This window comes from Kitasatospora sp. NPDC086791 (assembly GCF_040685975.1).
GTDB lineage: Bacteria > Actinomycetota > Actinomycetes > Streptomycetales > Streptomycetaceae > Kitasatospora.
This window is the reverse complement of the sequence record NZ_JBFBOC010000025.1, coordinates 34,749-61,448: the sequence shown is the minus strand read 5'-3', so window position 1 is coordinate 61,448 and position 26,700 is coordinate 34,749. Positions and strand designations below refer to the sequence as shown.

Below are 26,700 nucleotides of genomic sequence, written 5' to 3'. Positions count from 1 at the left end.
GGAGCGGATGAAGCGATGGTCGTGGGCTTTGTCGAACATGCGGCTTGCCGAGTCGGCGCCGTCTCGGGCCGCGCCGTGAGCGGATCGGCGGGATGGCGGTGACGAGCGGGATCAGGACCTGGCTGTCGTGGACGTTGGCCCCGGAGATCGCGAGTGACAGGGGTAAACCGGTGCGTTCGGTGAGCAGGTGGAACTTCGACCCGTACTTGCCCCGATCGACAGGATTCGGACCGGTCAACTCCCCCTTTTCAGGGCCCGCATGTTCATCGAGTCGACCGCGTACCTCGACCAGTCCAGCTCGCCCCGCGCGCCGAGCTCGTCCAGGACGACCTGGCGGAGCTTGGCCCACACCCTGGCCCTGCTCCACTCGGTGAACCGCCTGTGCGCGGTGGGCCCGGACGGACCGAAACAGGGAGGCAGCCGGGCCCACGTGCACCCCGACGTCGCGACGAACACGATCGTCGCCAGCACCTCCCGGTCCCCGGAGCGGCGCTGACCACCGTCCTGCGGCCGAGTCGGCGCCTCCGGCACCACCAACTGGAACAGCTCCCACAACTCGTCCGGCACCAGGCGCTCCACGATCGTCACGGAAGCAGCCTACGAACCCGAATGAGATGTCTTCTCAGGCGCGGGCGGCCGTTCGAAGAAAGTCTCCAGCACGACGGTCGCGTGCGTCCCGCTCACGCCCTCGATCGCGTAGAGCCGTCGCAGCACGTCCTGGAGCTGCTCGGTGGTCGCCGTCCGCACCTTGACCAGCACCGAGGCGCTGCCCGCGATGATGTGCGCCTCCTCGATCTCGGGGATCGCGGCGAAGGCCTGCGCCGAGTCGCCCATCCAGGCGGAGGAGTCCACCATCACGAAGGAGAGCACCCCGAGCCCGAGGCTCCTCGGGTCCACCTCCACCGTGGTGCGGCGGACCACGCCGCGTTCGCGCAGCTTGCGCACCCGCTCGTGCGCCGCCGCCGTGGACAGTCCCACGGCCTTGCCCAGTGTCGCGTACGCCTGCCCGGCGTCCCGCTGCAGCAGGGCGAGCAGGGCACGGTCGGTGTCGTCGAGGTGATCGGTGGTGGCCATGGTGGGACCATACCGTGTTCTGCCATACTCCAGTTCGTCGGAATGATGTTCGGTCAATAGCGACTTGGGGTGGATGATGTCTGGCACTGTCGAGTTCGGGCTGTACGAGATCCTGGACGACCGGTTCCGTCGGTGCGCCAACGGCGACGTCCGGCTGGAGAAGCTGTACGGCGACTGCCGCTGGGCCGAGGGGCCGCTCTACCTGCCGGCCTGGCGCCAGGTGATCTGGAGCGACATCCCCAACGACCGTCTGCTGCGCTGGGACGAGGCCACCGGCACGGTCGGCGTCTTCCGCTCCCCGGCCGGCCACCCCAACGGCAACACCCTCGACCGCGAGGGCCGGCTGATCAGCTGCGAGCAGGGCAACCGCAGGGTCACCCGCACCGAGCACGACGGCCGGATCACCGTCCTCGCCGACCGCTACCAGGGCAAGCGGCTCAACTCGCCGAACGACGCGGTGGTCCGCTCGGACGGCGCGATCTGGTTCTCCGACCCGGACTTCGGCATCACCACCGACTACGAGGGCCACCGCGCCGAGCCCGAGATCGGTGCCCGCAACGTCTACCGGATCGACCCGCACAGCGGTGAGGTCCGGCTCGCGGCCGACGGTTTCGACGGCCCCAACGGGCTGGTCCTCTCGCTCGACGAGCGGCAGCTCTACGTCAACGACAGCCGGGCCGGGCACATCCGGGTCTTCGACATCCAGGAGGACGGCACCCTCGCCGGCGACCGGATCTTCGTCAAGGGCGTCGACTGCCGCTTCGACAACATCCGCTTCGACCTCGACGGACGGCTCTGGGTGGCGGCCTTCGGCGACGGCGTCCACTGCTACGCGCCCGACGGCACCCTCATCGGCCGTATTCTCGTCCCCGAACCCGTCTCGAACCTCACCTTCGGCGGCCCGAAGAACAACCGCCTGTTCATCACCGCCACCACCTCGCTGTACTCGCTGGTGACGACGATGACGGGCCCGCACCGCGTCACCAGCCCCAAGGAGTCGGAATGACCGAGCCCCTGACCGCCGACCTCCAGCGGGAGATCGCCCTCGCCCTCGACGTGGCGCCCGTCCCCGACCCCGGGAGGGAGGCCGACCGCCGGGTGTCCTTCCTGGCCGACCGGATGCGGGCCGCCGGCGCGCGCACCCTCGTCCTGGGGATCAGCGGGGGCGTCGACTCCACCACCGCCGGGCGGCTGTGCCGGCTCGCCGTCGACCGGCTGCGCGCCGAGGGGTACCAGGCGGCCTTCTGCGCGATGCGGCTGCCCTACGGGGTGCAGGCGGACGAGGACGACGCCCAGCGGGCGGTCGCCTTCATCGAGCCGGACGAACTGCTGACCGTCGACGTCAAGCCCGCGACCGACGCGGCCCTGGACGCCCTGCTCGCCGCCGGCCTGACCTTCGCCGACCACGCGCACGAGGACTTCGTCCGGGGCAACGTCAAGGCCCGCCAGCGGATGGTGGTCCAGTACGCGGCGGCGGGCGCCAACGGCGGCCTGGTCGTCGGGACCGACCACGCGGCGGAGGCGGCCGTCGGCTTCTTCACCAAGTACGGGGACGGGGCGGCCGACGTGATGCCGCTGTCCGGCCTGACGAAGCGTCAGGTGCGCGCGATCGCCGAGGTGTTGGGGGCGCCGGCCGAGCTGGTCAAGAAGACTCCGACGGCCGACCTGGAGAACCTCGCCCCCGGCCGCCCCGACGAGGAGGCCCTCGGCGTCACCTACGACGCCCTGGACGACTTCCTGGAGGGCCGCCCGGTCAGCGAGGAGGTCTTCGGCACCGTCCTCGGCCACTACCGCCGCACCGAGCACAAGCGCGGCCTGCCGCTCGTCCCGGGCCGGGCGTGGTGACGGACCGGGCGAGTGCGCGGTGACGGCCTGGAGCGGTCGGGCGGCCGGCGCCGTCCTCGGCGCGGCGGTGGGCGACGCCCTCGGCGCCCCTTACGAGTTCGGCCCGGCCGGAGCCTTCTCCGCCCGCTTCCCGGACGCCCCCGGGGAGCTGGTCGCGGGCGGCGGCTGGGACCGCGGCGAGGCCACCGACGACACCCAGATGGCCGTTCTGGTCGCGGAATCCCTGGTCGAGCGGGGCGGGTTGGACCTCCCGGACATCTTCGACCGGTTCCGCCGCTGGGCCGCCGCCGACCCCAAGGACATCGGCATCCAGACCGAGTCCGTCCTCACCAGCGGCCTGCCCTGGGACCTCGCGGCCGCCGTCCACTTCAACACCACCCTGCGCGCCGCCGGCAACGGCGCCCTGATGCGCGCCTCGACGTCCGCCGTCGCCTTCGCCCGCGCCGGGCGGCAGGCCACCATGGACGCCGGGCGTCGCATCACCGCCCTGACCCACGGGGACCGGGCCGCCTGGGAGGGCACGGCGATCTTCCACGAGCTGGTCCGCCTCGCCCTCGACGGCGCCGACCCGCTCGACGGCATCCCCGAGGTCCTGGCCCACGTCGACCCGGAGAGCCGCGAGCGCTACGCCACCGTGCTGGCCCCCGACTGGCATCCCGACCGGGCCACCGAGGCCAATGGCGCCGTGTGGCCCTGTCTGGGCTCGGCGGTCTGGGCGCTGCGCACCACCGACGGGTTCGAGGCCGCGCTCCGGGCCGCGATCGACCTCGGCGGCGACACCGACACCGTCGCGGCCGTCACGGGTGGTCTGGCTGGCGCGCGCTACGGCCTGGCGGCCGTGCCGGAGCGCTGGACCGAGCCGCTGCACCTGACGCTGCCCGGGTTCGACGGGCGGGTGTGGCGGACGGCGGAACTGCTCGACCTGGTCGGTCGGTTGACGTCGATCCGTTGATGCCAGTCGGTCGGCATCAACGGATCGGCGTCGGCCGGTCGACGGACCGCGTCGGACGTCTCCCGGCTCCGGCCCCGGTCACTGATCCCCGTCCCCCCGGTGCCGGCTCGTTCGCGGGCCCCGCTACGGTACCGGGGAGGCGGTTCGGGGCCGAAGGGGCAGGAGTGTCCGGGGCCGGGCCGTGTGGACCGAGGGGCGAGGGGGACGACGTGACGGGGGAACGGCTCGCGGTGGTGTCCGGCGGCGGTACCGGGATCGGCCGGGCGATCGCGGCCCGACTGGCCGGGGACGGGTACCGGGTGGTGGTCCTGGGGCGCCGGGCGGCCGTGCTGGAGCAGGCCCGGGAGGAGATCGAGCGGACGGTGGGGCCGGGCCGGATCGTCCCGGTGGTGGTCGACCTGACCGACCCGGAGGCGGTCGGCGCGGCGGCCGCCCGGATCGGTGAACTCGGCCCGGTGGACGCGTTGGTGAACAACGCCGGGGCCATCATCACCCCGCCCGAGGACGACAGCCTGACCGCCCTGGCCCGGTCCTGGCGGCACGACCTGGACACCAACCTGCTCACCGCCGTGCTGCTGACCACCGCCCTGCAGGGTGCGTTGCGCCGCCCCGGCGGGCGGCTGGTGGTGATCAGCTCGGCGGCGGCCCAGCGCGGCGGCGCGGGCCCGCACTCGGCCGGCTCCTACGCCGCCGCGAAGGCCGCCCTGCACGGCTGGGCCTTCGGTCTGGCCCGGCAGGTGGGGCCGGACGGGATCACGGTCAACGTGCTCGCGCCCGGCTACATCGAGGAGACCGAGATCTTCGGCGCGGGGTGGAACGAGGAGTTCCATGCCCGGAAGGTCGCCGACACCCTGGTCGGCCGGGCCGGTACCCCCGCCGACGTGGCCGACGCGGTCGCCTACCTGGTCTCCCCGGCCGCCGGGTACGTGACCGGGCAGGTCATCGGCGTCAACGGCGGTGCGGTGCTCGGGCGCTGAGCCGTCCCTGCGGCGGGCCGAGCGACCCACCGCAGGGACGACCCACCGCAGGGACGACCCACCGCAGGGACGACCCGCCGACGGGGCGCCCCACCGACGGGCCGACCCGTCGGCGAAACGATCCGTCAGTCCCCGTCGGCGTCGGCCTCGGGGGTCGGGGCGCCGCCGGACTTGATGCCGAGCTTGACCTCGGCCGTGGTCCAGTCGGTGGCGATCGCCTGCTGGACGGCGGCGAGGGTGACCTGGCCCTTGCAGATCGCGGTGTGCAGGTGGGTCTCCACCGAGTCCTTGGGGTTGTTCGGCCCCTTGCCCGGGACGTGGCCGGGGGAGGGCGGCTGGATCCAGAGGTTGCGCGCGTCGTTGGGGTCGCCGCCGAGCTGCAGGCTGATCAGGTGGTCGTACTCGGCGTCGCCCATCGGGCCGGTGTAGCCGTAGGACTTGGCGTTCTCGGCCTTCTCCTTGCCGGTGAGGTTCGCCGGCGGGCGGATGGTCGAGGTGTAGCCGCCCGTCTTGCAGATGGTGTCCTTGAGGTTGTCCTGGGTGACCGCCGGGCTGATCGCGCCCGGGGTGCAGTTCGGGTCGGGCAGCGGCTGCTTGTCCGCGGTGTACCGGTAGTGGCAGCTGCCCGGCGCGGGCTGCGGCTGGACCTCGTAGGAGCTCTTCGGGCCGGCGCCGGTCACGATCGCGGCGGGGGCGGGCTGGGCGGCGTCGCCGGCCGCCGCCGGGGCGGAGCTGCGGCCGGTGGACCCCTTGGCGGCGTGACCGCCGCCGGACGAGCAGCCTGCGGCTGCGGCGAGCAGGACGGCCGCGGCCACGGCCAGGGCGCGGCGGGCGGGAGCCGGCACGGGTTCCTCCATCTGGGTGTGCGTGAGCAGCGGTCACCCGGATGGCGGGTACCGCGCCAGCGGACACTACCGTGTCGACCGGGCCGAAGGGGTGATGGCACGTCCGGGCGGGGGAAGCCTTTGCCGGGCGCGCGGAATCGTTTCCGCAGCGGCACGTCTCCGGCCCCGTCCGGCAAGCTCCCGGCCCGGTCCCGCCCCTCCCCGGTCCCGCCCTTCCCCGGGCCGTCCCCTCCCCGGGCCGTCCCCGGCCCGCCCGCCCCCCGCTCGTCGGGGGCGGGCGACCCCGCCGCTACTGCGCCGCGATCCAGTCGGAGACCAGCTCGTCCAGCACCCCCAGCGGCAGGCTCCCGTGCCCGATCAGCTGGTGGTGGAACTCCCGGACGTCGAACCGGGCGCCGAGCGCGGCCTGGGCCCGCTCCCGGTGCCGGACGAGCTCCCGACGGCCGATCAGGTAGGCGGTGGCCTGTCCCGGCCAGGCGATGTAGCGGTCGATCTCGTTGCGGACGTTGGCCTCGGGGGTGGCGGTGTTGTCCCGCAGGAAGGCCATCGCGCGCTCCCGGGACCAGCCGTAGTGGTGCAGCCCGGTGTCCACCACCAGGCGCACCGCCCGCAGCGCGTCCAGCGAGAGCATGCCGAAGCGGGACAGCTCCGAGCCGTACAGCCCCATCTCGTCCGCGAGCCGCTCGGTGTACAGGCCCCATCCCTCGACGTGGGCGGTCAGCTGGCCGCTCGGCTTCTGCCGGAACTGCGGCAGGTGGTGCAGGGTCTGCGCGACGGCGATCTGCAGGTGGTGGCCGGGCACGCTCTCGTGGAAGGCGATCGCCTCGTACTCGTAGGTGAACCGGCTCTCCGGGCGCAGCGTGTTGATCCAGTGGGTGCCGGGCAGTCCGCCCGGGCCCGGCGGCTGGTAGTAGGCCAGCGGCGCGGTCTCCGCCTCGATCGGGTCGATCTCCTTGGTGACGCAGTCGGCGATCGGGTACGGGCGGAACCAGTCCGCCGAGGCGCGGCGGGCCCGCTCCAGGGCGCCGTCCACCAGGGCGATCATCTCGGCCGCGCCGCCGAAGCGCAGCGAGCGGTCCTCGCGCAGCGCGGTCAGCACGCCCGCCGGGTCGGTGATGCCGAGCACCTTGCCGCCCAACTCGGCGAACTCCTCGCGCAGCGCCGTGACCGCCTCCAGGCCGATCCGGTGGACCTCCTCCGGGGTGAGCCCGGGCCGGGTGAAGCGGGTGACGGCGTCGGCGTAGCCCTCGGTGCCGCCCGGCACGTGGCAGACGCCGGCCCGGTCGTCGGGCCGGGCGCCCGGTGCCAGCCGCTGGGCCAGCCCGGCCCGGTAGCGGGCCATCGCCGGGCGGACGGCGTCGCGCACGATCGTCCGGGCGCGCTCGTACTCGCGGCGGCCCCGCAGCGGGCGCAGCAGGGCGTCCTCGTCCGGGGCGGTCGCGAGGTGGGTGTCCAGCTGGGCGACGGCGGCGTCGACCCCGCTGCGCAGCGGGTGGCGGCCCTCGGCGGCGGCCGCCAGGGCGGGGCCCAGCACGGCGTCGAAGTAGCGGGGCAGGCCGGCGAGCCGTTCCAGGTAGGCGTTCGCGCCCTCGTGGTCGACGGGGGCCATGGTGATCGAGGTGATGGCCTCGTTGTGCGGGGCGACGATGGTCGCCGAGACGCTGAACTCGGCCAGCCCGTGGGTGAGCCGGCCGATCCCGTTGTCGATCAGCCGGGCGAGGACCCGGTGGGTGGTGCGGTCCTCGCCGTTCAGCCCGTCCGGCGGGATCGCGGCGAGGCGGGTTCTGAAGCCCCGCAGCGCCTCGCAGTGGTGCTGCGCGGCGGCGCGGGAGGGGTCGGGCAGCAGATGGGCGTAGCCCTCGACGCCGCTGAGGGTCGCGTCGAACGGGTTGTGGGTGTTCTCGGCGTCGAAGTACTCGTCGGCCAGCGCGGCGAGTTCGGTGTGGGTCGGCTGCTCGATCACGGGTCCCCCTGCTCCGGTGTGGTCGGTGCGGTCCGGGGGCCCTGGGGCACCCCGATCCCGCCGATTATTCGGAGCGGGCGGCGGCGCGGTCAATACACGTCCGGGGGAGGGGAGTTGCACCCGCGGCCGGGGGCCGGGCGGGCCGCCGGCGCGGGCCGGTCCCCGCGCACGACGGTGCCGACGCCCGGGGGACGGACGTCGGCACCATCGTTGCGCAGGGGTCTGGAGGTCAGCGGGCCTGGCCGGCCTGCGCCTCCTTGGCGGCCTGGGCGGCGGCCTCCTTCTCGTGCTTCTCCTTGATCCGCGCGGTCTCCTTGCGGACGTCGACCTGGTTGGCGCGCTCGTGCTGCAGCCAGAGCGGGTTCTCGGCCTTGATCGCCTCGATCTGCTCGGTGGTGAGCGCCTCGGTCACGCCGCCGCGGGCCAGGCCGGAGATGGAGATGCCGAGCTTCGCGGCGATCACCGGGCGCGGGTGCGGGCCGTTCTTTCGCAGCTCCTGGAGCCACTGCGGCGGCTCGGCCTGCAGCGCGTTGAGCTCCTCGCGGGAGACCACGCCCTCCTGGAAGCCGGTCGGCGCCGCGGCGAGGTAGATCCCCAGCTTCTTGGCCGCCGTGGCCGGCTTCATGGTCTGGCTGGTCTTCTGCTTGAGCGATGTCATGGAGACAAGGGTAAGGGAGCGCGCGGCCTTCTCCGGTCACGGTCGGTAGCCTTGCCCTGTGACAGACATGCAGGTGAACCCCTCCTTCCGGCTCGTGTACGTCCCGGGCGTGACCCCCGGCAAATGGGTCCGGGTCTGGGACGAGCGGCTCCCGGACGTACCGCTCGACCTCCTCGCGGTCCCGGTCGGCGACGGCGAGCGGACCCTGCGCGAGGGCGGCGCGGACGCCGGGCTGGTCCGGCTGCCCGTCGACAAGGACGTGCTCAGCGCCATCCCGCTGTACACCGAGACCACCGTCGTGGTCTTCCCCAAGGACCACTGGCTCGCCGCCGCCGAGGAGGTCACGCTCGACGACCTCGCCGAGGAGGTCGTCTTCCACCCGCTCGACGACACCCTCGGCTTCACCGCCGACACCCTGCCCGGGCGGCCCGCCGTCGCCCGCCCGGACACCACGGCGGACGCGATCGAGCTGGTGGCGGCCAACGTCGGGGTGCTCCTGGTGCCGCAGTCCCTCGCGCGGCTGCACCACCGCCGCGACCTCACCTTCCGGCCGATGACGGAGGCGCCGCAGTCGCAGGTGGCGCTGTCCTGGCCGCAGGAGCGGACGACGGACCTGGTGGAGGAGTTCATCGGGATCGTCCGGGGCCGTACGGTCAACAGCTCGCGCGGGCGCGGGGCCGGGCAGCCGGCGGCCGAGCCCCAGCCGAAGAAGGCGGCGGCCGGCCAGCGCAAGCCGCAGCAGAAGGCGGGCGGGGCCAAGGCCGGCGGGGCGAAGGCGGGCGCGCCGAGGGCGGGCGGGCAGAAGCCGAAGCCGTCGGTCGGCGGCCGGGGCGCGGCGGCGGCCCGGCGGGGCAAGCCGAAGCGCCGGTCGTAGGGCCCGCGTTCGGTGGCGTAGCGTCGGCCCCGTTCCGCCGGGTCGTGGCGGGACGTCCGGGTGGGAAGTCGTGCTGGGAGGAGCGGGGCCGTGTGGCATGACCTGGTGGTCGTCCAGATTCCGATCGTCGAGAAGGTCCTGCGCACCGTCGCGGTCTACGCGCTGGTCCTGGTGCTGTTCCGGATCGCCGGGAAGCGTGGGCTGGCCCAGCTGAACACCTTCGACATGGTGGTCATCTTCCTGCTCTCCAACGTGGTGCAGAACGCCGTCATCGGCAACGACAACAGCCTGCTCGGCGGCGCGATCGGGGCGGCCACCCTGATCGCGGTGAACTCCGCCGTCACCCGCTGGCTCGCCCGGGACCCGCGGGCCGCGCGGATCCTGGAGGGAACGCCCACCACCGTCGTCCGGGACGGCACGCTGGTGCCCGGTGCGCTGCACAGTCTGGCGCTGCGCCCGTCCGAGCTGGAGCACGCCGTCCGGATCCAGAACGGCGACAACGTGACGGACGTCGCCCGGGCCCGGCTGGAGCCGGACGGGCAGCTGCTGGTCACCCTCAAGGCGAGTCGGCAGGGTGCCACCCGGGGCGACGTGGAGGACCTGCGGCGGCGGTTGGAGACGATCGAGCGGCTGCTCACCGAGATCGCCGACGGGCGGCGGCCTGCGGGCTGACGGTCCTCACGCTGACGGCGTGCGGGTCACCCCGCCGTGCGGGCCTGGCGGGGTGACGGCGCGGCGGTGCGGACGGTCACGGGTGCGCCTCCGCCGCCTCCGCCATGGCGAGGGCCGCCTCGGCCCGTCGGCGGCGGGAGGCCAGGGCGGCGGCGGTGCCGGCCAGGGCGAAGCCGAGGGCGGCCGAGAGCAGGTGGCCGACGGTGGTGAAGTCCGGGAGCGGGCCGGGCCATTCGCTGTCGCCGGAGAGCGGCCAGGCGACCACGAAGGCGGCCCAGGGCAGCCGGGCCCAGCGGGGCAGGGCGACGGTGGCGAAGGCGAGGGAGGTCTGGGCGCCGTAGCTGATGCCGTAGTCCGAGGCCTGGCGCACGCTCTCCGGGTACCAGCCGTGCCGCAGGGCGGTCAGGATGACGACGGCGGTGATCAGGGTGGCGCCGAGGTGCCCGCCGAGGAGGACGGCGGCGGCGCGCAGGCTGCCGAAGCGGCGCTCCGCCCAGGCGAGGCAGCAGCAGATGCCGAGGCCGAGGGTGATCAGGGTGCCGCCGAAGCCGGTGGAGGCGAAGTCGGTGAGCGTGCCGTCGTAGAGCAGCGCGCTGCCGAACAGGGCGGTGACGGGATGGTCGTGCAGGTTGTCGAGGTTGGTGCTGATGTAGTCGCGGAGGACGTCCGCCCGGTCCGGGGAGAGCCGGTTCTCGACCCAGACGTGCCCGAGGACGAGCAGGCCGACGTAGCAGAACGTCAGCGGCGAGCGGCGCGGGTACGTCAGGAGGGCGCGGAGCAGCCGGGCCGGGAGCCCCTGCGGTGATCGAGCGTTCATGTTTCTGATGCTGTCCCAGTCGAGCCGATAGTCCGACCGGCGCAACCCCGCCGGCCCCCGCCGTGACAGTACCGTTCCCGCCGAACGCGTGCCCGCCACCGCGGCTGCCGCCGCTACCGGCGGGAGAGGGCGGCCGTGAAGGGGCGCGGGGACAGCGAGGAGCCGCGGGTGGGGCGGACCGGGTGGCCGGGGGTGGGGGTGATGGTCCAGCGGGCGGCGATGGTGGCGATGGCGAGGACGGCTTGGGTGGTGCCGAAGGTGTCGCCGATGCAGCGGCGGGCGCCGAGGCCGAAGGGGGTGTAGGTGCCGGCCGCGGGGTGGGCGGTGGTGAGCCAGCGGTCGGGGTCGAAGCGGTCGGGGCAGGGGAAGACGTCGGCCCGGCGGTGCAGCAGGTACGGGCTGTGCAGGACGGTGGCGCCGGCCGGGACGCGGTGGCCGCCGAGGCGGGTGTCGGCGGTGACGGTGCGGCTGAGGAGCCAGACCGGAGGGTAGAGCCGCAGCGTCTCGCTGACGATCCGGGCGGTGAGCGGGAGGGCGGGCAGGTCCGCGTGGCGGGCGGGGCGGCCGTCGAGGACGGCGTCCAGTTCGGCGTGCAGGCGTTCGCGGACGGCCGGGTTGGCGGCGAGCAGCGTCCAGGCCCAGGAGAGGGTGGCGGCGGTGGCCTCCGTGCCGGCCAGCAGGAAGGTGGCCACCTGGTCGTGGAGCTCGGCGTCGGACAGGCCCTGTCCGTTCTCGTCCCCGTCCCGGCCCGTGGCGCCGAGCAGGGTGGCGAGCAGGTCGTGGTGCTCGGTGCCGGCCGCGCGGCGGTCGGCGATCAGCCCTCGGGTGATCTCCTCCACGTCCTGCCGGGCGCGCCGGAAGCGGCGGTTGCCGGGGGTGGGGAGGCGGTCGGCGCCGGGCAGCGGCAGCACGACGCGCCGGCCGACGCCGCGCGCGATGGCGGTCACGCTCTCGTGCAGCGGCGGCGCGCCGGCCCGTTCCCGGGCGGAGAACAGGCAGCGGGCGGTGACGGCGGCGGTGAGCCGGTGCATCGCGGCGGGGACGTCGACCACCTCGCCGTCGCGCCAGGAGGCGGTGGTGCCGGCGATCTCCTCGGCCATCACGGCGGCGTGGCCGGGCAGCCGGTTGCCGTGGAACGCGGGCTCCAGCAGGCGGCGTTGGCGCCGGTGGGCGGTGGCGGGGCAGGTGGCGAGGCCGTCGCCGAGGAGCTCACGGGCCCGGTCGAGGACGAGCCCGCCCTTGTCGTACGTGCCGTCCTCGGCGAGCAGCCGGCGGACCAGTTCGGGGTGGCAGACGACGTACGCGTCGCGCGGGCCGAGCCGCAGCCGGACGAGGTCGCCGTGGGCGGGCAGGCCGGCCACGAAGTCGAGCGGGCGGCGGACGAAGGCGGCGGCGTGGCCGAGCAGGGGGAGGCCGCCGGGTGCGGTGGCGGCGGTGAACCGGGTGGTCGGGAAGAATTGGATCGGCACGGGCGTCACCTTGGATCGGGTGGGAAGGACCGGAACGGTTCGTGTCCGTGATCTTTCCCGGCGGCCGCCCGCGAAACGATCGTGGACGGGCGATTGGGGTGAACATGGGGGCGCATGCCGAACGCTCGTGCGCCCTCGAAGGTTTGACGGTCCGTTCGCCCGTAAGGGGCGCGCACTCGTCCCGTGGTGGCCGCGGGCGGCCGGACTCGGGGCCCGGCGAGACTACCGGTCGGTAGAACCGGGCAGTAAGGTCGGCCGGTGCGATGACCGGACGACAGGAAGTCCGGCAGGGAGTGGGGAGTTCGGATGACCGACGAGCGGGTTCACGCGTTCACCGACGACGCCCTCGGCCGGCACGACGCGGTGGCGCTGGCCGCCCTGGTGCGGTCCGGCGCGGTCAACCCCCGGGAGCTGGTCGGCGCGGCCGTCGCCCGCGCCGCGCGGGTGGACGGCACGCTGCTGCCGGTCGCCCACGCCGCGTACGACCGGCCGCGGATCAGCCGGGACGGCGTCGGCGGGCCGCTCTGGGGCGTGCCGACCTACCTCAAGGACAACGTCGACCTGCGCGGCCTGCCGACCGGGATGGGCAGCGAGGCCTTCCGCGCCAAACCCGCCCGCCGCAACGCGCGCTTCGCCGACCAGTTCCTCGCCACCGGCCTGGCCGTCCTCGGCAAGACCAGGCTGCCCGAGTTCGGCCTCAACGCCTCGACCGAGTTCGCCGACGCCCAGCCGGTGCGCAACCCCTGGAAGCCCTCGCACTCGGCCGGCGCCTCCTCGGGCGGCTCGGCGGCCCTGGTGGCCTCCGGCGTCGTGCCGATCGCGCACGCCAACGACGGCGGCGGCTCGATCCGCATCCCGGCGGCCTGCTGCGGCCTGGTCGGACTCAAGCCCACCCGGGGCCGGCTGGTCGCCAACGCGCAGGGCGCCAAACTCCCGATCGACCTGGTCACCGACGGCGTGCTGACCCGCTCGGTGCGCGACACCGCCGCCTTCTTCGCCGCCGCCGAGCGGCACCGCCGCAACCCCGCACTGCCCCCGATCGGCCTGGTCGAAGGCCCGGGAGCGCAACGGCTGCGGATCGGCCTGGTGGTGGACTCGCCGATCGCCGGGACCGACGAGCCGACCCGCCGGGTCGTCGAGGAGACCGCCGCGCGACTGGAGGCGATGGGCCACGTCGTCGAGCCGACCACCCTGCCGTTCGGCGAGGAGTTCTCCCGCGACTTCGTCTCCTACTGGGGCTACATCGCCTGGGCGATCGCCCTCACCGGCCGGCTGCTGATCGACCCGGGCTTCCGCGCCGACCGGCTGGACGGCCTGACCACCGGGCTGCGCCGGCGGTTCCGGTCGGAGTTCCCGCGCACCCCGGGCGTGCTGCGGCGGCTGCGCCGGGCCGAAGGGGTGTACCGGCGGACCTTCCGCGACCACGACGTGATCCTCTCCCCGGTGCTGGCCCACACCGCCCCGCCGATCGGGCACCTCAGCCCGAACGTCGACTTCGAGGAACTGATGGACCGGCTGCTGCGCTACGTGGCCTTCACCCCGGTCAACAACGTGACCGGCGGCCCGGGCCTCGCGCTGCCGGCCGGCTCGGCGCCCGGCGGGCTGCCGGTCGGCGTGCACCTGTCGGCGGCGCACGGGCAGGAACGGGTGCTGCTGGAGCTGGCGTTCGCGTTGGAGGCGGACCGGCCCTGGCGGCGGATCGAGGACTGACCCGGCGCGGTCGCGCGCGGTTCGGTGTGCTCCCGGACTGGCCCGGCGCTCATGGACTGACCGGGCGGTCCCGGTGCCGACGCGGTGCGCTCACGGCGGCGGCCCGGCCACCGACCGGGCCGCGTGCACCTCGTGGTGCAGCCGGGCCAGCGCGCCGCCCGGTGCGAACGCGTCCGGCTCCGCCTCCGGCAGCGGCCGACCGGTGCGCAGCGCCTCGGCGAGGTCGGTCAGCTCCCGGGTCACGGCACCGACCTCGGCCGCGGTCGGGACGGGCGCGCCGTGCTCGATCCGCACCCGGGTCGCGGTGGTGGCGTCCACGATCCGTTCGACCGCGATCACCACCGGCCACCAGGCCTGCGCCCGGGCGCCGACCGGCGGCGGCTCGGTGAGCGCCCGCTGGAACTCGCTGCGGACGGTCGACAGGTCCCGGTAGAGCCGCCGCCGGTACCGGGCCCGGGCCGGCTCGTCCCGCCCCGGCCCGGTGGTGAACGCCAGCGACACGTAGGCGGCGGTGTCCTGGACGGCTTCGACGAGCCGGTCGCCGATCCGGGCGTGCCAGGACTCCGGCCACAGCAGGTAGCCGGCCAGCAGGGAGATGCCGCAGCCGAGCAGCGAGTCGTAGAGCCGGGGCGGCACCAGGTGGAAGCCCTGGTGGTTGAGCAGGTCGGAGAGCAGCAGGATCACCGGGGTGATCGCCGCGGTCTGGAAGCCGTACCCCTTGGCGGACAGCGCGGGGATCAGCGCCGCCAGTACCGCCATCACCGGCACGTCCCACCAGCCGTGCGGCACCTCGGCGAGCACCGGAACGGCGATCAGCAGCCCGACCGCGGTGCCGAGCGCGCGCAGCACGGCGCGGGAGAACACCGAGCCGAAGTCGGGCTTCATCACGAAGGTCACGGTCAGCGCCACCCAGTACGAGCGGGGCACCGCGATCACCGACACCAGCACCTGCGCGATGCCGATGCACAGCGCCAGCCGCAGCCCGTAGCGCCAGGACGCGCCGGACAGCAGGAGCGCCCGGGCGGCCCGCCGGATCCGGACCTCCAGGCCGGCGGGCCGGCCGAGCCGGTCCTCGACGGCGTACGGGTCCGGCGCGGCCTCGTGCACGACGGTGGCGGCGTGCCCGATCGCCTCGACCAGCGCCCGGGTGGACGGCCCGGCGGGCACCGGTAGGTCGGGCACGGGGGCGGGGCCGGTGCGGCCCTGTTCGACGGCGTCGGCCAGGGCGCGGACGGCGGCGGGGTAGGCGGCGGGCAGTGGGCCGTACTCGGGCGGGCGCAGGTGCGCCGCCGCGGCCCCCTCGACCACCGGGATCACCGCGTTGAGCTGGGCGAGCAGCCGCACCAGGGTGGGCGAGCGGCCGTGTCGGCGGGCTCGCCGGGCGAGCAGCAGGTCGTAGGAGTGGTTGAGCGACTGGGTGAGCTCGCGGCGCCGCTCGTCGTACCCGGGCGTGCCGGCGGCCGTCAGCAGGTCGGCGACCGAGCGGTAGGTGCCGGCGACCACCGCCCGTTCGGGGACGCCGAGGCGCAGCGGCCAGGCGAGCAGGGTCAGGGCGAGCACCTCCAGGCCGCCGAGCAGCAGCAGGCCGGGCGGCAGCCACCAGGGGGAGGGCATCGGCAGTCCCGCGCCGACCACCGCGTTGAGCAGCAGGAGCAGCCCGGAGACGGAGGCGACCGCGCCGATCGAGGAGATCATGCCGGAGACCAGGGCGACGACGGTCAGCACCGCGACGGCCGTCCAGCCCGTGCCGTACACCAGGGTGCCGAGCAGCACCCCGAGGGCGCCGAACAGCTGGGGGACGGCGATGTTGAACACCCGCATCCGGTAGGCGTCGGCGGTGTCCCCGATGACCGCGGACAGTGCGCCCATCGACACCAGCGCGCCGTAGGAGGGCCGCCCGGTGGCGGTGCCCACCGCGAGCGGGGCGGCGAGCGCGACCGAGGCGCGGGCGACCGCCGCCCAGGGGACCGGGGCGTCCAGGGGGCGCAGGCTCTCGGTCAGCCAGCTGGGCGGGGCGAGTCGGGCGGCTCCTGGGCGCGGCACGGTCCCAACCTACGGCGGGCCGGCGCCGCGGGCCCGGCGTAACACGCGGGGCGGCGGGTCGCGGGGACGGAGCGGGGACGGAGCGGGGACGGAGCGAGGACGACGAACAGGGGCAACGGACCGTGGGGACAACGGATCGTGGGGCGGGTGGGGTTCACCGCTCGCGCTTATGTCAATTTCCGAAACATACCCCGTCTTATGTCCGCCTCCGAAACATAAAGCGAACCGCGAGAGGCACCGTGAGCTGCGCCGATTTTCCCAATCGGTAACCCGCGGGAAAGGGTTGACACCTTTACTTGGTCTAGTCCAATGTGTGGAGGGCGTGGTCCGGCAAAGCCTGAGGCGGGGTGAGAGACCCTGCCTGGCGGGCGAGTTGACTCCCTGACGTGGCGCTGAGGCGCGGTCGGGGGTCACGGCCGAGAAGGAGTGTGTGCGGACCGCCGGTGGGCCGAGGGAGGAATTCCCGACCCGGTCGGAGGGCGGTCGAACGGCCCGCCGCGCCGGCGCCGCCCGCCGAATCAAGCGCCGCGTCGACTACGAACCATGGAGTGACTGCTGATGCCGAGCCCAGACGGACAGGCCCAGGAGTATCTGTACCGCGCCGCCTCGGAGCGCCCCTACTTCAGCGCGGACACCGAGAGCTACCTGGCCCGCACCGCGCTGCGCGAGATCCGCAAGAAGCATCCACTGCGCGTGCTCTCCGAGGAGGACTACGCGTTCTGGCAGGCCTACGGCTACGTCGTGGTGAAGCAGGCGATCCCCGCCGACGCGGCCCGCCGACTGCTCGACTTCGCCTGGGACTTCCAGGGTCTGTCGCCCGACCGCCCCGAGGACTGGTACCGCGAGCGCGACTACCGCGACGAACTCGACCGACACCTGCACATCTACGGCTTCGTCGAGGCCTACCACCACCAACTCATCTGGGACAGCCGCCAGTCGCAGCGGGTCTACGACGCCTTCGTGGACGTCTGGGACTGCGAGGAGCTCTGGGTCACCCTCGACCGGCTCAACCTCAACCCGCCGAACGTCCGCAACCGCGACCGCGCGCTGATCGAGCCCACCGACCGCGGCTTCGACATCGAACTGCACTGGGACGTCGACACCACCCAGGGCATGCTGCCGCAGCGCGTCCAGGGCATCATCGCGCTCGACGACACCGCTCCCGACCACGGCGGCTTCCAGTGCAACCCGGAGCTGTTCCACCGGTTCAACGAGTGGCAGGCCGACCAGCCGGCCGACCGTGACCCGATCCGCCCGGCCGTCGACCTGGACGAATTCCCCGTCGTGAGGCCCGAGTTGAAGGCCGGCGACCTGCTGATCTGGAACGGCCTGCTCGCCCACGGCGTCGAGCGCAACACCTCCGAACGCGGTGTGCGCGCGGTGCAGTACCTGTCCATGATGCCCGCCCTGGAGGAGGCCGGACGGCTGCGCCGCTCCCGGGTCGAGTCCTGGCGCACGCTCGCCACCCCGGACTGGAACCGCACCTTGGTCGGCGACGCCACCCGGCCCGAGTCGCTGCGCTACGGACGGGCCGAACTCACCGAGTTGGGGGAGAAGTTGCTCGGTCTGCGGTCCTGGACCGGCACGAGCTTCGACGAGCGCGACGCCACGGGGGAGCGGGAATGCGTGACATCTGCCTGACCCTGCCCACCAACCGCGAGTGCGCGGACACCATCACCGCGATCGGCGCCGAAGCCGCGCACGCCGTACGGCGGTTCGGCGTCCGGGTGCACCTGCTGGTGCTGGACTCCGCCGACCCGGCCACCCGGGCCCGGCATGCCGCGGCCGCCGCCGCCCTGCCCGCCGTCGAGGGCCTGCTCGTCCACCACCTCGACGAGGACGCCCAACGCGCCTTCCTACGCGAGGTGATCGAGCGCTCCGGCGCCGCCGGCGCCGCGAAGCTGCTCGACCTGATGCTGCCCGACGCCGTCTCCTACGGCGCCTGCACCAACCGGGCGTTCCTGCTCGCCGCCGCCCTCGGCTGCGCCTCGGTGCACCGCCGCGACTCCGACAGCCGCTACCAATGGCTCGACGGCGAACCGGTCTTCCCCATCGACCACGAGCTCGCCACCCTCGGCCTGAAGGCCGCCGACGCGGCCGCCGCGGTCACCGAGAACACCCTCGCCCCGGAGCACGCGGACAAGCCCGTCGCACTCGTCGGCGGCTCCTTCGTCGGTGAACTCTCCGTCGACCTCGGCGAGATCCTCGAACTCGACCCCGAGGTCTACCACGACGTGGTCGCGCTCTGGGCGCCCACCGGTGCCGACGAACAGGAGAAGCGCGAACTCGTCGGCGAATCCTTCATCGGCGGCGGCACCGAGCCGTTCACCGCCGACCGTGCCGTCCTCGGCCGGCCCGACATCTGGCGCATCGACATGTGCAACATCGGCCTCGACCGCGACGTGTACGAGCGCGTCCCGCTGCCACCCGCCACCGACACCATCGGCAGCGACTACTTCCTGCACCACCTCGTGCACGACGCCACCCTGCCCGGCGTCACGCACAACCGGCACATCGTCAACTACTACACGCCGGAACGGCGCACCGGCTCCGGCTTCACCGCCTACCAGCTGCGCTACGCCAAGTTCCTGCTCTCCATGCTCTACCTCCACCCGGTCTACGCCGAGCTGGAGGCCGCCGGCGGGGCCCTGCTGGACGAGCAGCACCACCTGCGCCCCGAGGCGGTCGCCGAGGCCGCCCGCCGCAGCGCCGCGACCGACCGCGCGGAGAACCACCGCCGGCTGGCCGAACTCGACCGCTGCTACCGGCGACTGGGCGGCAAGTACGCCGAGTTCGCCGACCACCTCGCGCCCCTGCGGGCGCACCTGCTCGACCGAGCGCAGTCGGACATCGAGGACTTCGCCCTGCTGATCGACGCGTGGGGCCCGCTGGTGCGGGCGAGCAGGGCCACCCCCGCCGACCGGCTGCCGCGCTAGCCGGAGGACCGGGAGCTCTACGTGATACGCCAGACGAACAGCCAGACAGCACGCCAGATCCACAGCCAGACGGCGCACCGGGCGCCGGACCCGACGCAGGGCCGGACCCCGGGCCCGGTACCGAGTCCGAGGTCGAACCCGGTACCGAGTCCGAGGTCGAACCCGAGGCCCGGCCACCGCGCCCCGACCGAGACCGCGGTCCACACCGGCGTCCCCGGCCCCGACCGGCACGACCGGCACGACCACACCGCCCTCCGCGCCGCCCTCGCCGCCGCCACCGACGACCGGATCATCTACGACCTCGACGGCATCGGCCGCCAGTACGCCGCCCTGCGCGCCGAACTGCCCGACACCGCGGTCCGGTTCGCGATGAAGGCCTGTCCCGTGGGCGAGGTGCTGGACCACCTCGCCGCGCTCGGCTCCGGCTTCGACGCGGCCAGCCCGCAGGAGATCGCCCAGGCGCTGCGCACCGGGGTCGCCCCCGAGCTGATCCACTACGGCAACACCGTCAAGTCCGACCGCAACATCGCCGAGGCCTACCGACTGGGCGTCCGCGAATTCGCCACCGACAGCCTGGAGGACGTCGCCGCGATCGCCGAACACGCGCCCGGCTCAAGGGTGTTCTGCCGGATCGCGACCACCGGCGAAGGCGCCCTGTGGGGCCTGAGCCACAAGTTCGGCTGCTCGCCCGAGGACGCCCTGCGGGTGCTCGGCGAAGCCCGGGCCGCCGGGCTCGTGCCCTCCGGCCTGTCCGTGCACGTCGGCTCGCAGCAGATGACCGCCGAAGCCTGGGGCGCCGCCGTGGAGTCGCTGGCCGCCGTGCTGGAGGCGCTCAACTGGCGCGGCATCACCCCCGAGCGGATCAACCTCGGCGGCGGCCTGCCCGCCCTCGGCGTCCTCGACCGGCGCGGCCGGCCGCTCGACCCGCCGCTGGACAAGATGTTCGCGGTGATCCGCGAGGGCATGGACCGGCTGCGCGCCGTCAACGCCGGGCCGCTCGAATTCCTCGTCGAACCCGGGCGCCACCTGGTCGCCGACCACGGTGCCATCCGCGCGCACGTCGCCCGGCTCACCTCCCGCCGCCGCCTCGACGGCACCCGGGAGGACTGGCTCTACCTCAGCTGCGGCAAGTTCAACGGCCTCTACGAGATGGACCAGTTGCAGTACCGGCTGGAGTTCCCGACCCACCCCGGCGGCCAGTTCGTCAACGCCGTCGTGGCCGGCCCGACCTGCGACAGCGACGACGCCTACGCCCAGGACGGCGGCCTGGTGCGCGTCCCCCGCGCGGTCGGCTCCGGCGACCCGGTCTGGATCCACTCCTGCGGCGCGTACGCCACCGCCTACGCGACCCGCGGGTTCAACGGCTTCGAGCCGCTGCCGCACACCTGCGTCGGCGGTGGCCCGGGCCCCGACGGAGGTGCCGCATGACCGGAACCCGGATCCGGCTGCTCCGGGAGGACGACTGGGACGGCGTGGTCGCGCTGGAGGAGCGCGCCTACGCCGCCAGCGGCCTGTCCGAGGGGCGGGAGGCGCTGCGGTCCCGGCACCGCGCCTCGCCGGAGACCTGCTTCGTCCTGGAGCACGCGGGCGGTCTGGGCGGCTACCTGCTCGCCCTGCCGTACCCGCTCTTCCGCTGCCCGGACCTCGGCCGCAGCGAGGCCGCCGACGGCTGCGGGGACGCCGGTGGCCGCGCGGGCACCGATGAGCGGGGAGACGGCGGCCGGGGGAGCGCGCGGCCGACCAATATGCACGCCCACGACCTGGTCATCTCCGAGGGACTGCGCGGCCGCGGCCTGTCCCACCGGATGCTGCGACACCTGGAGCACACCGCCCGGGCGTCCGGCCACCGGACCGTCTCGCTCGTCGCCGTCCGGGGTTCGCACGTGCTGTGGACCGCGCTGGGCTACCGGGCCCGGCCCGAGATCGAGCTGCCCGCGAGCTACGGCGACCGGGCGGTCTACATGGCGATGCCGCTGGACCCCGCCCCGGCCCGGCCGTCGCAGGCCCGGGACGCCCGGTCGTCGCTCCACCACTCCACCGACCCGATCCCCGGGCCCCACCCCAGAGCCGAAGTGGTCTGATGCACATGTCCCCCGTTCGCGACGACTTCCGCCGCTCCCAACTGGCCATCGGAACGCTGTTCTTCGTCCTCGGATTCCAGTACGCGACCTGGGTCTCCCGGGTGCCCGCGCTCAAGGCCAGGCTCGACCTGGGCGAAGCCCGGATCGGCCTGCTGCTGATGACCTGCGGAATCGGCGCGGCGGTGTCCTTCCCGCTGGTGGCGGTGCTGATGCGGCGGCTCGGCTCCCGGCTGCTCTCGGTGCTGTCGGCGCTCGCCCTCGGCGTGATCCTGCTCGCGCTGTCGGTGGTGCCGAACTACCCCGTCACGCTGCTGGTGCTGTTCTGCGACGGCGTCGCGGTCGGCTGCCTGAACGTCGCGATGAACGCGCAGGGCGCCGCGCTGGAAGCCCGCTTCGAGCGGACCACGATGTCCCGGCTGCACGCCACCTTCAGCGCCGGTTCGCTCCTCGCCGCGCTGCTGGCCTCCGGCGTCAACGCCTTCACCGGCACCCTGGCCGTGCACTTCGGGCTGGCCGCCCTGCTGCTCGCGGCGGTGGTCGTCGTCGCCCGGCCGGGGCTGCTGACGGACGGGCCGCAGGAGGACTCCGCGGCGGAAGGCCCTGCGGTGGAAGACGCTGCGGCGAACGGCGCTGCGGCGAACGGCCCCGCCGAGGAGGGCTCCGCAGCGAAGGGCTCCGCCGAGGAACCGAAGAAGGCGCGCGGCGGCTTCGTCCTGCCGACCGTCGCGACGCTCTGGATGGGCCTCGCGATGGTCTTCGGCACCGTCACCGAGGGCGCCATGAACGACTGGTCGGCGCTCTACCTCAAGGACGTCGTGAACGCGGGCGCCGGACTCGCCCCGCTGGGCATCGCCGTCGTCTCCGTGATGATGGTGTGCGCCCGGATCTTCGCCGACGGCTGGCGCACCCGCTTCGGCGACGGCCGGATCGTCCGCACCGGCAGTCTGCTCGCCGGTCTCGGCCTCGCCCTGGCCCTGCTGGTCGGCGGCGTGGTCCCGACCCTGCTCGGCTTCGCCTGCGTCGGCCTCGGCGTCGCGGCGGTCACCCCCTGCGTCTACGTCGCCGCCGCCCGCCAGGGCGCCGACGCCCTCTCCCTGGTCGCCGCCATGGGCACCACCGGCCTGCTCGCCGGCCCCGCCGTGATCGGCTTCATCGCCGGCGCCACCAGCCTGGCCTGGGGCATGGCGGCCGTCGCCGCCTCCGCCGCCGTGGTCTCCCTCTGCGCCACCCGGATCACCTGGCCCGCTCCCCGGGAGACCCCCGCCCCCGACGCCCGCCTCGCCCCCGACCCCAGCTGACCCACCCCCTCCAGCCCTCACCCGGCACCTCGCGCCTCCCCCGTCGCGAGGTGCCGGGCGAGCCCGTTCCCGAGGCGGCCGAGGCCGAGCCCGTCCCGGCGGAGGGAGGACGGCGGGTCGGATGCGAGCCGGTGGCGGGCCGGAGGCGGGTCATGCCCCCTCGACACGGCCTGACGCGGGGTAAGTTCCAGTCGGCCGCCGGATCCTGGCGCGGCGGCCGCCCACCACCGTGAGCCGCACCGAGAGGGAAGAGCAGCATGACCGAGCAGGCACCCGCGCCCTTCGAGCACGTGGACGAGGACTGGCAGACGGCGCTGGCGATCGTCGCCCACCCCGACGACATGGAGTACGGCGGCGCCGCGGCCGTCGCCCGCTGGACCTCGCAGGGCAAGAAGGTCGTCTACGTGATGGTCACCAGCGGCGAGGCGGGCATCGACACGCTGGACCCCACCGAGTGCGGCCCGCTGCGCGAGGCCGAGCAGATCGCCTCGGCGCGGGTGGTCGGCGTGGACACCGTCGAGTTCCTCGGCTACCCGGACGGCGTGGTGGAGTACGGGCTGCCGCTGCGCCGGGACATCGCGCGCGCGGTCCGCCGGCACCGCCCGGACATCGTGGTGACCAGCAACTTCCGCGAGACCTACGGCGGGGTGTTCCTCAACCAGGCCGACCACATCGCGGTGGGCCGGGCCACCCTGGACGGTGTCCGGGACGCGGGCAACCGCTGGGTGTTCCGCGAGCTGGTGGCGGAGGGTCACGAGCCGTGGAGCGGCGTGCGGCAGATCTGGGCGGTGGCCTCGCCGGAGGCGAAGCACGCGGTGGACACCAGCGACCACTTCGACCGGGGCGTCGCCTCGTTGGAGGAGCACAAGGCGTACCTGGCCGGGCTCGGCGGGGCGATGGGGGACGCCCGGGAGTTCCTGGAGGGCTTCGGCCGGGACGCGGGCAGCCGGCTGGGGACGCGCTTCGCGGTGCCGTTCGAGGTGTTCCCGCTGAGCTAGTCGGACGGCTCGTCGATGTCGGAGCCCGAGCCCGCGCCGGCTTCGGGCTCCGCGTCGGCGCCCGCGCGGCGCCGGCGCCGGTACCGCAGGCCCTGGCGGAGCAGGAAGGCCGCCGCCAGCAGCCCGAGGCCGATCGCGAACCAGAGCTGGTAGCGGATCGCCGTCCGGTACACCGCGCCGATGTTGGCGCCGGCGAGGTAGCCGAAGGTGCCCCAGACGCCCGTCCACAGCACCGCGCCGAGCACGTTGAACGGCGTGAACCGGCGCCAGGGCATCTCCGTGGTCCCGGCGATGATGCCGTTGGTCTGGCGCAGCCCGTCCACGAAGCGGGCGACGGTGACGACCTTGCCGCCGTGCCGGGCGAAGAAGCCGTCCGCGCGCTCCATCCGGGCCGGGGTGAGCAGCACGTAGCGGCCCCAGCGGTGGACGAAGGCGCGTCCGCCGGTGTGGCCGATCAGGTAGCCGAGGCTGTTGCCGAGCGTGGCGGCGCAGACCGCGATCAGCAGGACGGCGGCGAAGTCCAGGTGCCCGGCGCCGGCGTACACCGAGGCCAGCACCAGGATGGTCTGCCCGGGCACCGGGATGCCGCAGTTGTCCAGCAGCACGAGCAGCGCCACCGCGAGGTACCCGTACTGGTCCAACAGTGGCGCGAGCCCGGCGAGTGCCCCGGGCAGCGGGGGTGTGGGCGCGGACACCGCTCCTCACCACCTCGCGCGGCCGGCGCGCGGGGTGGTCGGGGCGTCGGTCAGCGTCCCGACTGACGTTGTTCGATGTTGCAGTCGGGGCCGGGGTAGATGAGACCCTCGTGGCCGTCCTCGAAGCGGACCACGTACGGCGGCTGGCCGTCCGCGCCGCGCACCTCGATGATCTCGCCCTTCTGGTCCACCATGCCCACCGACCTGCTGTGGATGTGGAGCTGGTCGCCTACCGCTGCGTGCATGGGTCTGCTCCCTCGGGTCGTGGTGGCCGCCTCCGCGGCCGTTCCGCTATCCACTGTGCTGCGGGGGCGGCGGGCTCGCAACGCCTCGGGCGGACGGGACGCGGGGGATCCGCGCGGCGGGGGTCAGCGGGCGGGCGGCTGTTGCGCGAGGTAGCCGCGGACCAACCGCTTGCACTCGGCGATCAGGACGGGATCGCCGTTCGGGTCCCCGCGGAAGGCCAGCTTGAGCACCGCGTCGGCGGCCTCCAGGGCGACCCGCAGGGTCAGCGTGGTGGTCGCCGGGTCGCCGGTCCGGAACACCTCGCCGCCGAGCGCCTGCAGGCGCAGCGCGACGGCGGTGTTGTTGTCCACGCCCGCGTCCAGCAGGTGCAGGCCGTCCCGGACCCCGGTGGGGACGACCGGGCCGGCCAGGCCGAAGTCGACCTGGCCGAAACCGGGGACGGCGCGCTTCATGGCCACGAACTCGTCCACCGCGAGGTCGGTGAAGGCGGCCGGGCCGACCGGCGCGGCGGCGGTCAGCCGGGCGTCGAGGCGCCGGAGGTACCGGTCGAGGTTGCGGCCGGCCAGTGCGGCCAGCAGGTCCTCCTTGCCGGCGAAGAACTGGTAGAGGGTGCCGATCGGGACTTGCGCCCGGTGGGCGACCTCCTTGGTGGTGAGCGCGGTCGCCCCGACCTCGTCCAGCAGCCCGGCGCAGGCGTCGAGGATGCGGCCGTACCGTTCCTGGCTGCGCTGCTGGACCGGGCGCCGCCGGGCCGACGGGGCCGTCCGGCCGACTGCCACGTGACTCCGGGTGTCCGAGCTCATGGGGTCACTCTGCCGCATCCGCTGTTCCGGCGGCGAATCACCGGGGCGGGAGCGGACCGCCGTGCCCCGTGGGGAAGGAATCGACGGCCGGCCGGAGCTGAACGGCAGGGTGGCGGGAAGGCGGTCACGAGTTGACACCGGTCTTGTCGTGGACGCGATGGCCGGTTCATACTCCTGGGGCGGACTACCTTGCGTGATCGGTGCGTTCCTCTTCGTGGCGGTCGCGGCCGCCTGGTCCTGTCCGGTCCCGCCCGTCCGGCCCGGCTGGCTGCCGGAGGTCGGAGGCCGGAAGCCGGTAGGGAGGAGAACCATGGAGAAGGCGAAGGAAATCGGCTGGAGCAGCCTGGAGTTGGACGCCCGGCGGGGGCTCTGGTCGCTTCCGCTGGGGGAGGTGGAGCGGCGGCTGCTGTGGGCCGACGCCCGGGCCGGGCGCTGGGGCGCGGCCGGGCCGGTGCGCGAGCGGCTGCGGGACTTCGCCCGGGACGCCGTCGCCTCCGTCGGCATCACCCACGTGGGCGGCCTGGTGGACCCGGCGCACCCGGAGGAGGAGATCGTCGAGGCGCTCTCCTTCCTGCTGCGGGACTACGGCCGGATCGTCCCGCAGAACGGGCGCGGCGACCTCGCCTCGGTCCTGCACGACCAGGACGGCGACGGCGGCGCCGAACTCGGCTTCCACTGCGACACCTGCGACCTGCTCGTCCTGCTCTGCCTCCGGCCGGCCTTCGACGGCGGCGGGTTGACCAAGCTGGCGAGCGCGCGGCACGTCCGCGACCTGATCGAGCGGGAGCGGCCGGACGCGCTGGCCACGCTCTGCGAGGACTGGACGTTCGACCGGACCGGCCGGGCGGGCCCGCAGGTGGTGGTCACCCCGATCCTCTACGACCGGGCGGAGGGGACGGTCGGCTGCTACTACCAGACCCGCACCGTCCGCTCCTCCCCGGACCGGGGCGGCCCCGAGCTGACGGACCGTCAATGGGAGGCGCTGGGCGTGCTGGACGAGGTGCTGTACCGGCCGGAGATCTCCTTCGGGCTGTCGATGGCCGCCGGGGATCTGCTGATCATCCGCAACAGCCGGGTCCTGCACGGGCGTTCGCCGTTCGTCGACGAACCCGGTCCGCACGCCCGGCGGATGCTCCGGATCTGGGTCAACGAGGGCGAGGCGTGGGCGCGTTGATCGTGCTGCGCGCCGTGTCGTAGGGACGGGTCGAGAGCGCCGCGGGCGGGGTGGCCTGACCGCCCCTTGGGGTTCGGGGCGGTCGGCGTCCAGGGGGCGGACGTCCGGTACGCCCCGGCCCGGGCCGCCCGGCGTCTCACTCCTCGGACGGGTTCCGGGATCCCGCTGTCCGCGAAGCCGCCGCGCCCGTAAGCTGGCCGCGCAGCTGGTTCGCCCTGTCCGCCAGGCAGGCGCGTCGTAAGAGGGAACCCGGTGGGAATCCGGGACTGCCCCGCAGCGGTGAGCGGGAACGACCGCCGTCATACGCACTGGGCCCGGGAGGGCCTGGGAAGCGACGGCCAGTAGGTGTCCGCCCTTCACAGGGCGGGTGTGCCCGCGAGTCCGAAGACCTGCCCGTTGCCCGCGCGCGACCGATCGTGCGCGGACACCCCGGTGACCTCGTGGGCGGGTCGGCGTACACACCAGGCGGTTCTGGCATCCGCGCGTTCGACGCGGCCCGACCCGTCCGGCTCGTCACCCCTTCGCGCTCTCGTCCGGCCCCCGGGGCCCATGGAGTGAAGACTCGCGAAG

24 protein-coding genes, 1 pseudogene and 1 riboswitch are annotated in these 26,700 nt (G+C 74.2%); of the genes and pseudogenes, 14 read left to right on the top strand and 11 right to left on the bottom strand.

Going from position 1 to position 26,700, the window contains the following annotated elements; translation table 11 throughout:
• Positions 1-3: 3 nt before the first annotated feature.
• Together AB0Q99_RS26365 and AB0Q99_RS26360 are read right to left on the bottom strand one after the other, a co-directional pair.
• A pseudogene (locus AB0Q99_RS26365) lies at positions 4-588 on the bottom strand (IS5 family transposase); the annotation flags it as partial.
• A 9-nt stretch (positions 589-597) separates the two neighbouring features.
• Entirely contained in the window at positions 598-1,074 is a 477-nt protein-coding gene (locus tag AB0Q99_RS26360; protein ID WP_363575781.1) for an Lrp/AsnC family transcriptional regulator, read from the bottom strand.
• Between the two features lie 76 nt (positions 1,075-1,150).
• On the opposite strand from AB0Q99_RS26360, the gene AB0Q99_RS26355 reads away from it, so the two are divergent.
• The 4 genes from AB0Q99_RS26355 to AB0Q99_RS26340 all read left to right on the top strand — a co-directional run bounded on the left by AB0Q99_RS26355 (position 1,151) and on the right by AB0Q99_RS26340 (position 4,848).
• Complete coding sequence (locus AB0Q99_RS26355) at positions 1,151-2,080, top strand: SMP-30/gluconolactonase/LRE family protein (protein ID WP_363575827.1); 930 nt, start codon at positions 1,151-1,153, stop codon at positions 2,078-2,080.
• Positions 2,077-2,919: an ammonia-dependent NAD(+) synthetase gene (nadE, locus tag AB0Q99_RS26350; protein WP_363575779.1), complete on the top strand. Its 843-nt coding sequence runs from the start codon at positions 2,077-2,079 to the stop codon at positions 2,917-2,919. The genes AB0Q99_RS26355 and nadE overlap by 4 nt, the downstream gene beginning before the upstream one ends.
• A 19-nt stretch (positions 2,920-2,938) precedes the next feature.
• On the top strand, positions 2,939-3,871 hold the full coding sequence (locus tag AB0Q99_RS26345; protein WP_363575777.1) for an ADP-ribosylglycohydrolase family protein: 933 nt from the start codon (positions 2,939-2,941) through the stop codon (positions 3,869-3,871).
• 209 nt (positions 3,872-4,080) lie between these two features.
• Positions 4,081-4,848 (top strand): SDR family oxidoreductase, encoded by a 768-nt coding sequence (locus tag AB0Q99_RS26340; protein ID WP_363575776.1) that lies wholly within the window; start codon positions 4,081-4,083, stop codon positions 4,846-4,848.
• Positions 4,849-4,973: 125 nt separating this feature from the next.
• On the opposite strand, the gene AB0Q99_RS26335 is transcribed toward AB0Q99_RS26340, so the two are convergent.
• The 3 genes from AB0Q99_RS26335 to AB0Q99_RS26325 form a co-directional block, all read right to left on the bottom strand.
• A complete protein-coding gene (locus AB0Q99_RS26335) occupies positions 4,974-5,705 on the bottom strand; it encodes a hypothetical protein (RefSeq protein WP_363575774.1) in 732 nt (243 codons plus the stop codon).
• Positions 5,706-5,982: 277 nt separating this feature from the next.
• Positions 5,983-7,656, bottom strand: a complete 1,674-nt coding sequence (locus AB0Q99_RS26330; RefSeq protein ID WP_363575772.1) for a DUF885 domain-containing protein — start codon at positions 7,654-7,656, stop codon at positions 5,983-5,985.
• A 229-nt stretch (positions 7,657-7,885) separates the two neighbouring features.
• Positions 7,886-8,314 carry a DUF5997 family protein gene (locus tag AB0Q99_RS26325; protein ID WP_363575770.1) on the bottom strand — a complete coding sequence of 143 codons (429 nt, stop codon included), beginning with the start codon at positions 8,312-8,314 and terminating at the stop codon, positions 7,886-7,888.
• Between the two features lie 67 nt (positions 8,315-8,381).
• Here AB0Q99_RS26325 and AB0Q99_RS26320 point away from each other — a divergent pair, with 67 nt between their 5' ends.
• Together AB0Q99_RS26320 and AB0Q99_RS26315 are read left to right on the top strand one after the other, a co-directional pair.
• Complete coding sequence (locus tag AB0Q99_RS26320; protein ID WP_363575825.1) at positions 8,382-9,188, top strand: LysR family substrate-binding domain-containing protein; 807 nt, start codon at positions 8,382-8,384, stop codon at positions 9,186-9,188.
• Positions 9,189-9,278: 90 nt separating this feature from the next.
• Positions 9,279-9,860, top strand: coding sequence for a YetF domain-containing protein (locus AB0Q99_RS26315; protein WP_363575769.1), 582 nt, complete (start codon positions 9,279-9,281; stop codon positions 9,858-9,860).
• 76 nt (positions 9,861-9,936) lie between these two features.
• Here the strand turns inward: AB0Q99_RS26315 and AB0Q99_RS26310 are convergent, their stop codons facing one another.
• A complete protein-coding gene (locus AB0Q99_RS26310) occupies positions 9,937-10,677 on the bottom strand; it encodes a rhomboid-like protein (protein WP_363575767.1) in 741 nt (246 codons plus the stop codon).
• 113 nt (positions 10,678-10,790) lie between these two features.
• On the bottom strand, positions 10,791-12,146 hold the full coding sequence (locus tag AB0Q99_RS26305) for a cytochrome P450 (protein ID WP_363575766.1): 1,356 nt from the start codon (positions 12,144-12,146) through the stop codon (positions 10,791-10,793).
• A gap of 306 nt (positions 12,147-12,452) precedes the next feature.
• On the opposite strand from AB0Q99_RS26305, the gene AB0Q99_RS26300 reads away from it, so the two are divergent.
• Positions 12,453-13,856 carry an amidase gene (locus AB0Q99_RS26300; RefSeq protein ID WP_363575765.1) on the top strand — a complete coding sequence of 468 codons (1,404 nt, stop codon included), beginning with the start codon at positions 12,453-12,455 and terminating at the stop codon, positions 13,854-13,856.
• A 90-nt stretch (positions 13,857-13,946) separates the two neighbouring features.
• On the opposite strand, the gene AB0Q99_RS26295 is transcribed toward AB0Q99_RS26300, so the two are convergent.
• Complete coding sequence (locus AB0Q99_RS26295; protein ID WP_363575763.1) at positions 13,947-15,899, bottom strand: FUSC family protein; 1,953 nt, start codon at positions 15,897-15,899, stop codon at positions 13,947-13,949.
• Between the two features lie 558 nt (positions 15,900-16,457).
• Here AB0Q99_RS26295 and AB0Q99_RS26290 point away from each other — a divergent pair.
• The 6 genes from AB0Q99_RS26290 to AB0Q99_RS26265 all read left to right on the top strand — a co-directional run bounded on the left by AB0Q99_RS26290 (position 16,458) and on the right by AB0Q99_RS26265 (position 23,212).
• Positions 16,458-17,540 carry a phytanoyl-CoA dioxygenase family protein gene (locus tag AB0Q99_RS26290; protein WP_363575762.1) on the top strand — a complete coding sequence of 361 codons (1,083 nt, stop codon included), beginning with the start codon at positions 16,458-16,460 and terminating at the stop codon, positions 17,538-17,540.
• A complete protein-coding gene (locus AB0Q99_RS26285; RefSeq protein WP_363575760.1) occupies positions 17,522-18,835 on the top strand; it encodes a DUF6271 family protein in 1,314 nt (437 codons plus the stop codon). Before AB0Q99_RS26290 ends, AB0Q99_RS26285 begins: the two co-directional genes overlap by 19 nt.
• A gap of 288 nt (positions 18,836-19,123) precedes the next feature.
• Complete coding sequence (locus AB0Q99_RS26280) at positions 19,124-20,263, top strand: type III PLP-dependent enzyme (protein ID WP_363575823.1); 1,140 nt, start codon at positions 19,124-19,126, stop codon at positions 20,261-20,263.
• Entirely contained in the window at positions 20,260-20,916 is a 657-nt protein-coding gene (locus tag AB0Q99_RS26275; RefSeq protein WP_363575758.1) for a GNAT family N-acetyltransferase, read from the top strand. The genes AB0Q99_RS26280 and AB0Q99_RS26275 overlap by 4 nt, the downstream gene beginning before the upstream one ends.
• A gap of 5 nt (positions 20,917-20,921) precedes the next feature.
• A complete protein-coding gene (locus AB0Q99_RS26270; RefSeq protein ID WP_363575756.1) occupies positions 20,922-22,214 on the top strand; it encodes an MFS transporter in 1,293 nt (430 codons plus the stop codon).
• A gap of 257 nt (positions 22,215-22,471) precedes the next feature.
• Positions 22,472-23,212: a PIG-L deacetylase family protein gene (locus AB0Q99_RS26265; RefSeq protein ID WP_363575754.1), complete on the top strand. Its 741-nt coding sequence runs from the start codon at positions 22,472-22,474 to the stop codon at positions 23,210-23,212.
• Here AB0Q99_RS26265 and AB0Q99_RS26260 read toward each other — a convergent pair.
• The 3 genes from AB0Q99_RS26260 to AB0Q99_RS26250 form a co-directional block, all read right to left on the bottom strand.
• The gene (locus AB0Q99_RS26260) at positions 23,209-23,907 is read right to left on the bottom strand and encodes a DedA family protein (RefSeq protein ID WP_363575753.1); all 699 of its coding nucleotides are present in this window, start codon (positions 23,905-23,907) and stop codon (positions 23,209-23,211) included. The two genes, AB0Q99_RS26265 and AB0Q99_RS26260, sit on opposite strands and share 4 nt — an antisense overlap.
• Positions 23,908-23,957: 50 nt before the next feature.
• Positions 23,958-24,152 (bottom strand): DUF1918 domain-containing protein, encoded by a 195-nt coding sequence (locus AB0Q99_RS26255; protein WP_363575752.1) that lies wholly within the window; start codon positions 24,150-24,152, stop codon positions 23,958-23,960.
• A gap of 123 nt (positions 24,153-24,275) precedes the next feature.
• Complete coding sequence (locus tag AB0Q99_RS26250) at positions 24,276-24,956, bottom strand: TetR family transcriptional regulator (RefSeq protein ID WP_363575750.1); 681 nt, start codon at positions 24,954-24,956, stop codon at positions 24,276-24,278.
• Between the two features lie 310 nt (positions 24,957-25,266).
• Between AB0Q99_RS26250 and AB0Q99_RS26245 the strand changes: the two genes are divergently transcribed.
• Positions 25,267-26,130 (top strand): TauD/TfdA family dioxygenase, encoded by an 864-nt coding sequence (locus AB0Q99_RS26245; RefSeq protein ID WP_363575749.1) that lies wholly within the window; start codon positions 25,267-25,269, stop codon positions 26,128-26,130.
• 189 nt (positions 26,131-26,319) lie between these two features.
• Positions 26,320-26,542, top strand: a riboswitch (cobalamin riboswitch).
• Positions 26,543-26,700: the final 158 nt, after the last annotated feature.

Excerpts from the sequence above, each read along its gene's own strand:
- AB0Q99_RS26360 (WP_363575781.1), bottom strand. The coding sequence starts at position 1,074 with ATGGCCACCACCGATCACCTCGACGACACCGACCGTGCCCTGCTCGCC.
- AB0Q99_RS26355 (WP_363575827.1), top strand. The coding sequence starts at position 1,151 with ATGTCTGGCACTGTCGAGTTCGGGCTGTACGAGATCCTGGACGACCGG.
- nadE (WP_363575779.1), top strand. The coding sequence starts at position 2,077 with ATGACCGAGCCCCTGACCGCCGACCTCCAGCGGGAGATCGCCCTCGCC.
- AB0Q99_RS26335 (WP_363575774.1), bottom strand. The coding sequence starts at position 5,705 with ATGGAGGAACCCGTGCCGGCTCCCGCCCGCCGCGCCCTGGCCGTGGCC.
- AB0Q99_RS26325 (WP_363575770.1), bottom strand. The coding sequence starts at position 8,314 with ATGACATCGCTCAAGCAGAAGACCAGCCAGACCATGAAGCCGGCCACG.
- AB0Q99_RS26320 (WP_363575825.1), top strand. The coding sequence starts at position 8,382 with ATGCAGGTGAACCCCTCCTTCCGGCTCGTGTACGTCCCGGGCGTGACC.
- AB0Q99_RS26310 (WP_363575767.1), bottom strand. The coding sequence starts at position 10,677 with ATGAACGCTCGATCACCGCAGGGGCTCCCGGCCCGGCTGCTCCGCGCC.
- AB0Q99_RS26300 (WP_363575765.1), top strand. The coding sequence starts at position 12,453 with ATGACCGACGAGCGGGTTCACGCGTTCACCGACGACGCCCTCGGCCGG.
- AB0Q99_RS26290 (WP_363575762.1), top strand. The coding sequence starts at position 16,458 with ATGCCGAGCCCAGACGGACAGGCCCAGGAGTATCTGTACCGCGCCGCC.
- AB0Q99_RS26285 (WP_363575760.1), top strand. The coding sequence starts at position 17,522 with ATGCGTGACATCTGCCTGACCCTGCCCACCAACCGCGAGTGCGCGGAC.
- AB0Q99_RS26275 (WP_363575758.1), top strand. The coding sequence starts at position 20,260 with ATGACCGGAACCCGGATCCGGCTGCTCCGGGAGGACGACTGGGACGGC.
- AB0Q99_RS26270 (WP_363575756.1), top strand. The coding sequence starts at position 20,922 with ATGTCCCCCGTTCGCGACGACTTCCGCCGCTCCCAACTGGCCATCGGA.
- AB0Q99_RS26265 (WP_363575754.1), top strand. The coding sequence starts at position 22,472 with ATGACCGAGCAGGCACCCGCGCCCTTCGAGCACGTGGACGAGGACTGG.
- AB0Q99_RS26255 (WP_363575752.1), bottom strand. The coding sequence starts at position 24,152 with ATGCACGCAGCGGTAGGCGACCAGCTCCACATCCACAGCAGGTCGGTG.
- AB0Q99_RS26250 (WP_363575750.1), bottom strand. The coding sequence starts at position 24,956 with ATGAGCTCGGACACCCGGAGTCACGTGGCAGTCGGCCGGACGGCCCCG.
- AB0Q99_RS26245 (WP_363575749.1), top strand. The coding sequence starts at position 25,267 with ATGGAGAAGGCGAAGGAAATCGGCTGGAGCAGCCTGGAGTTGGACGCC.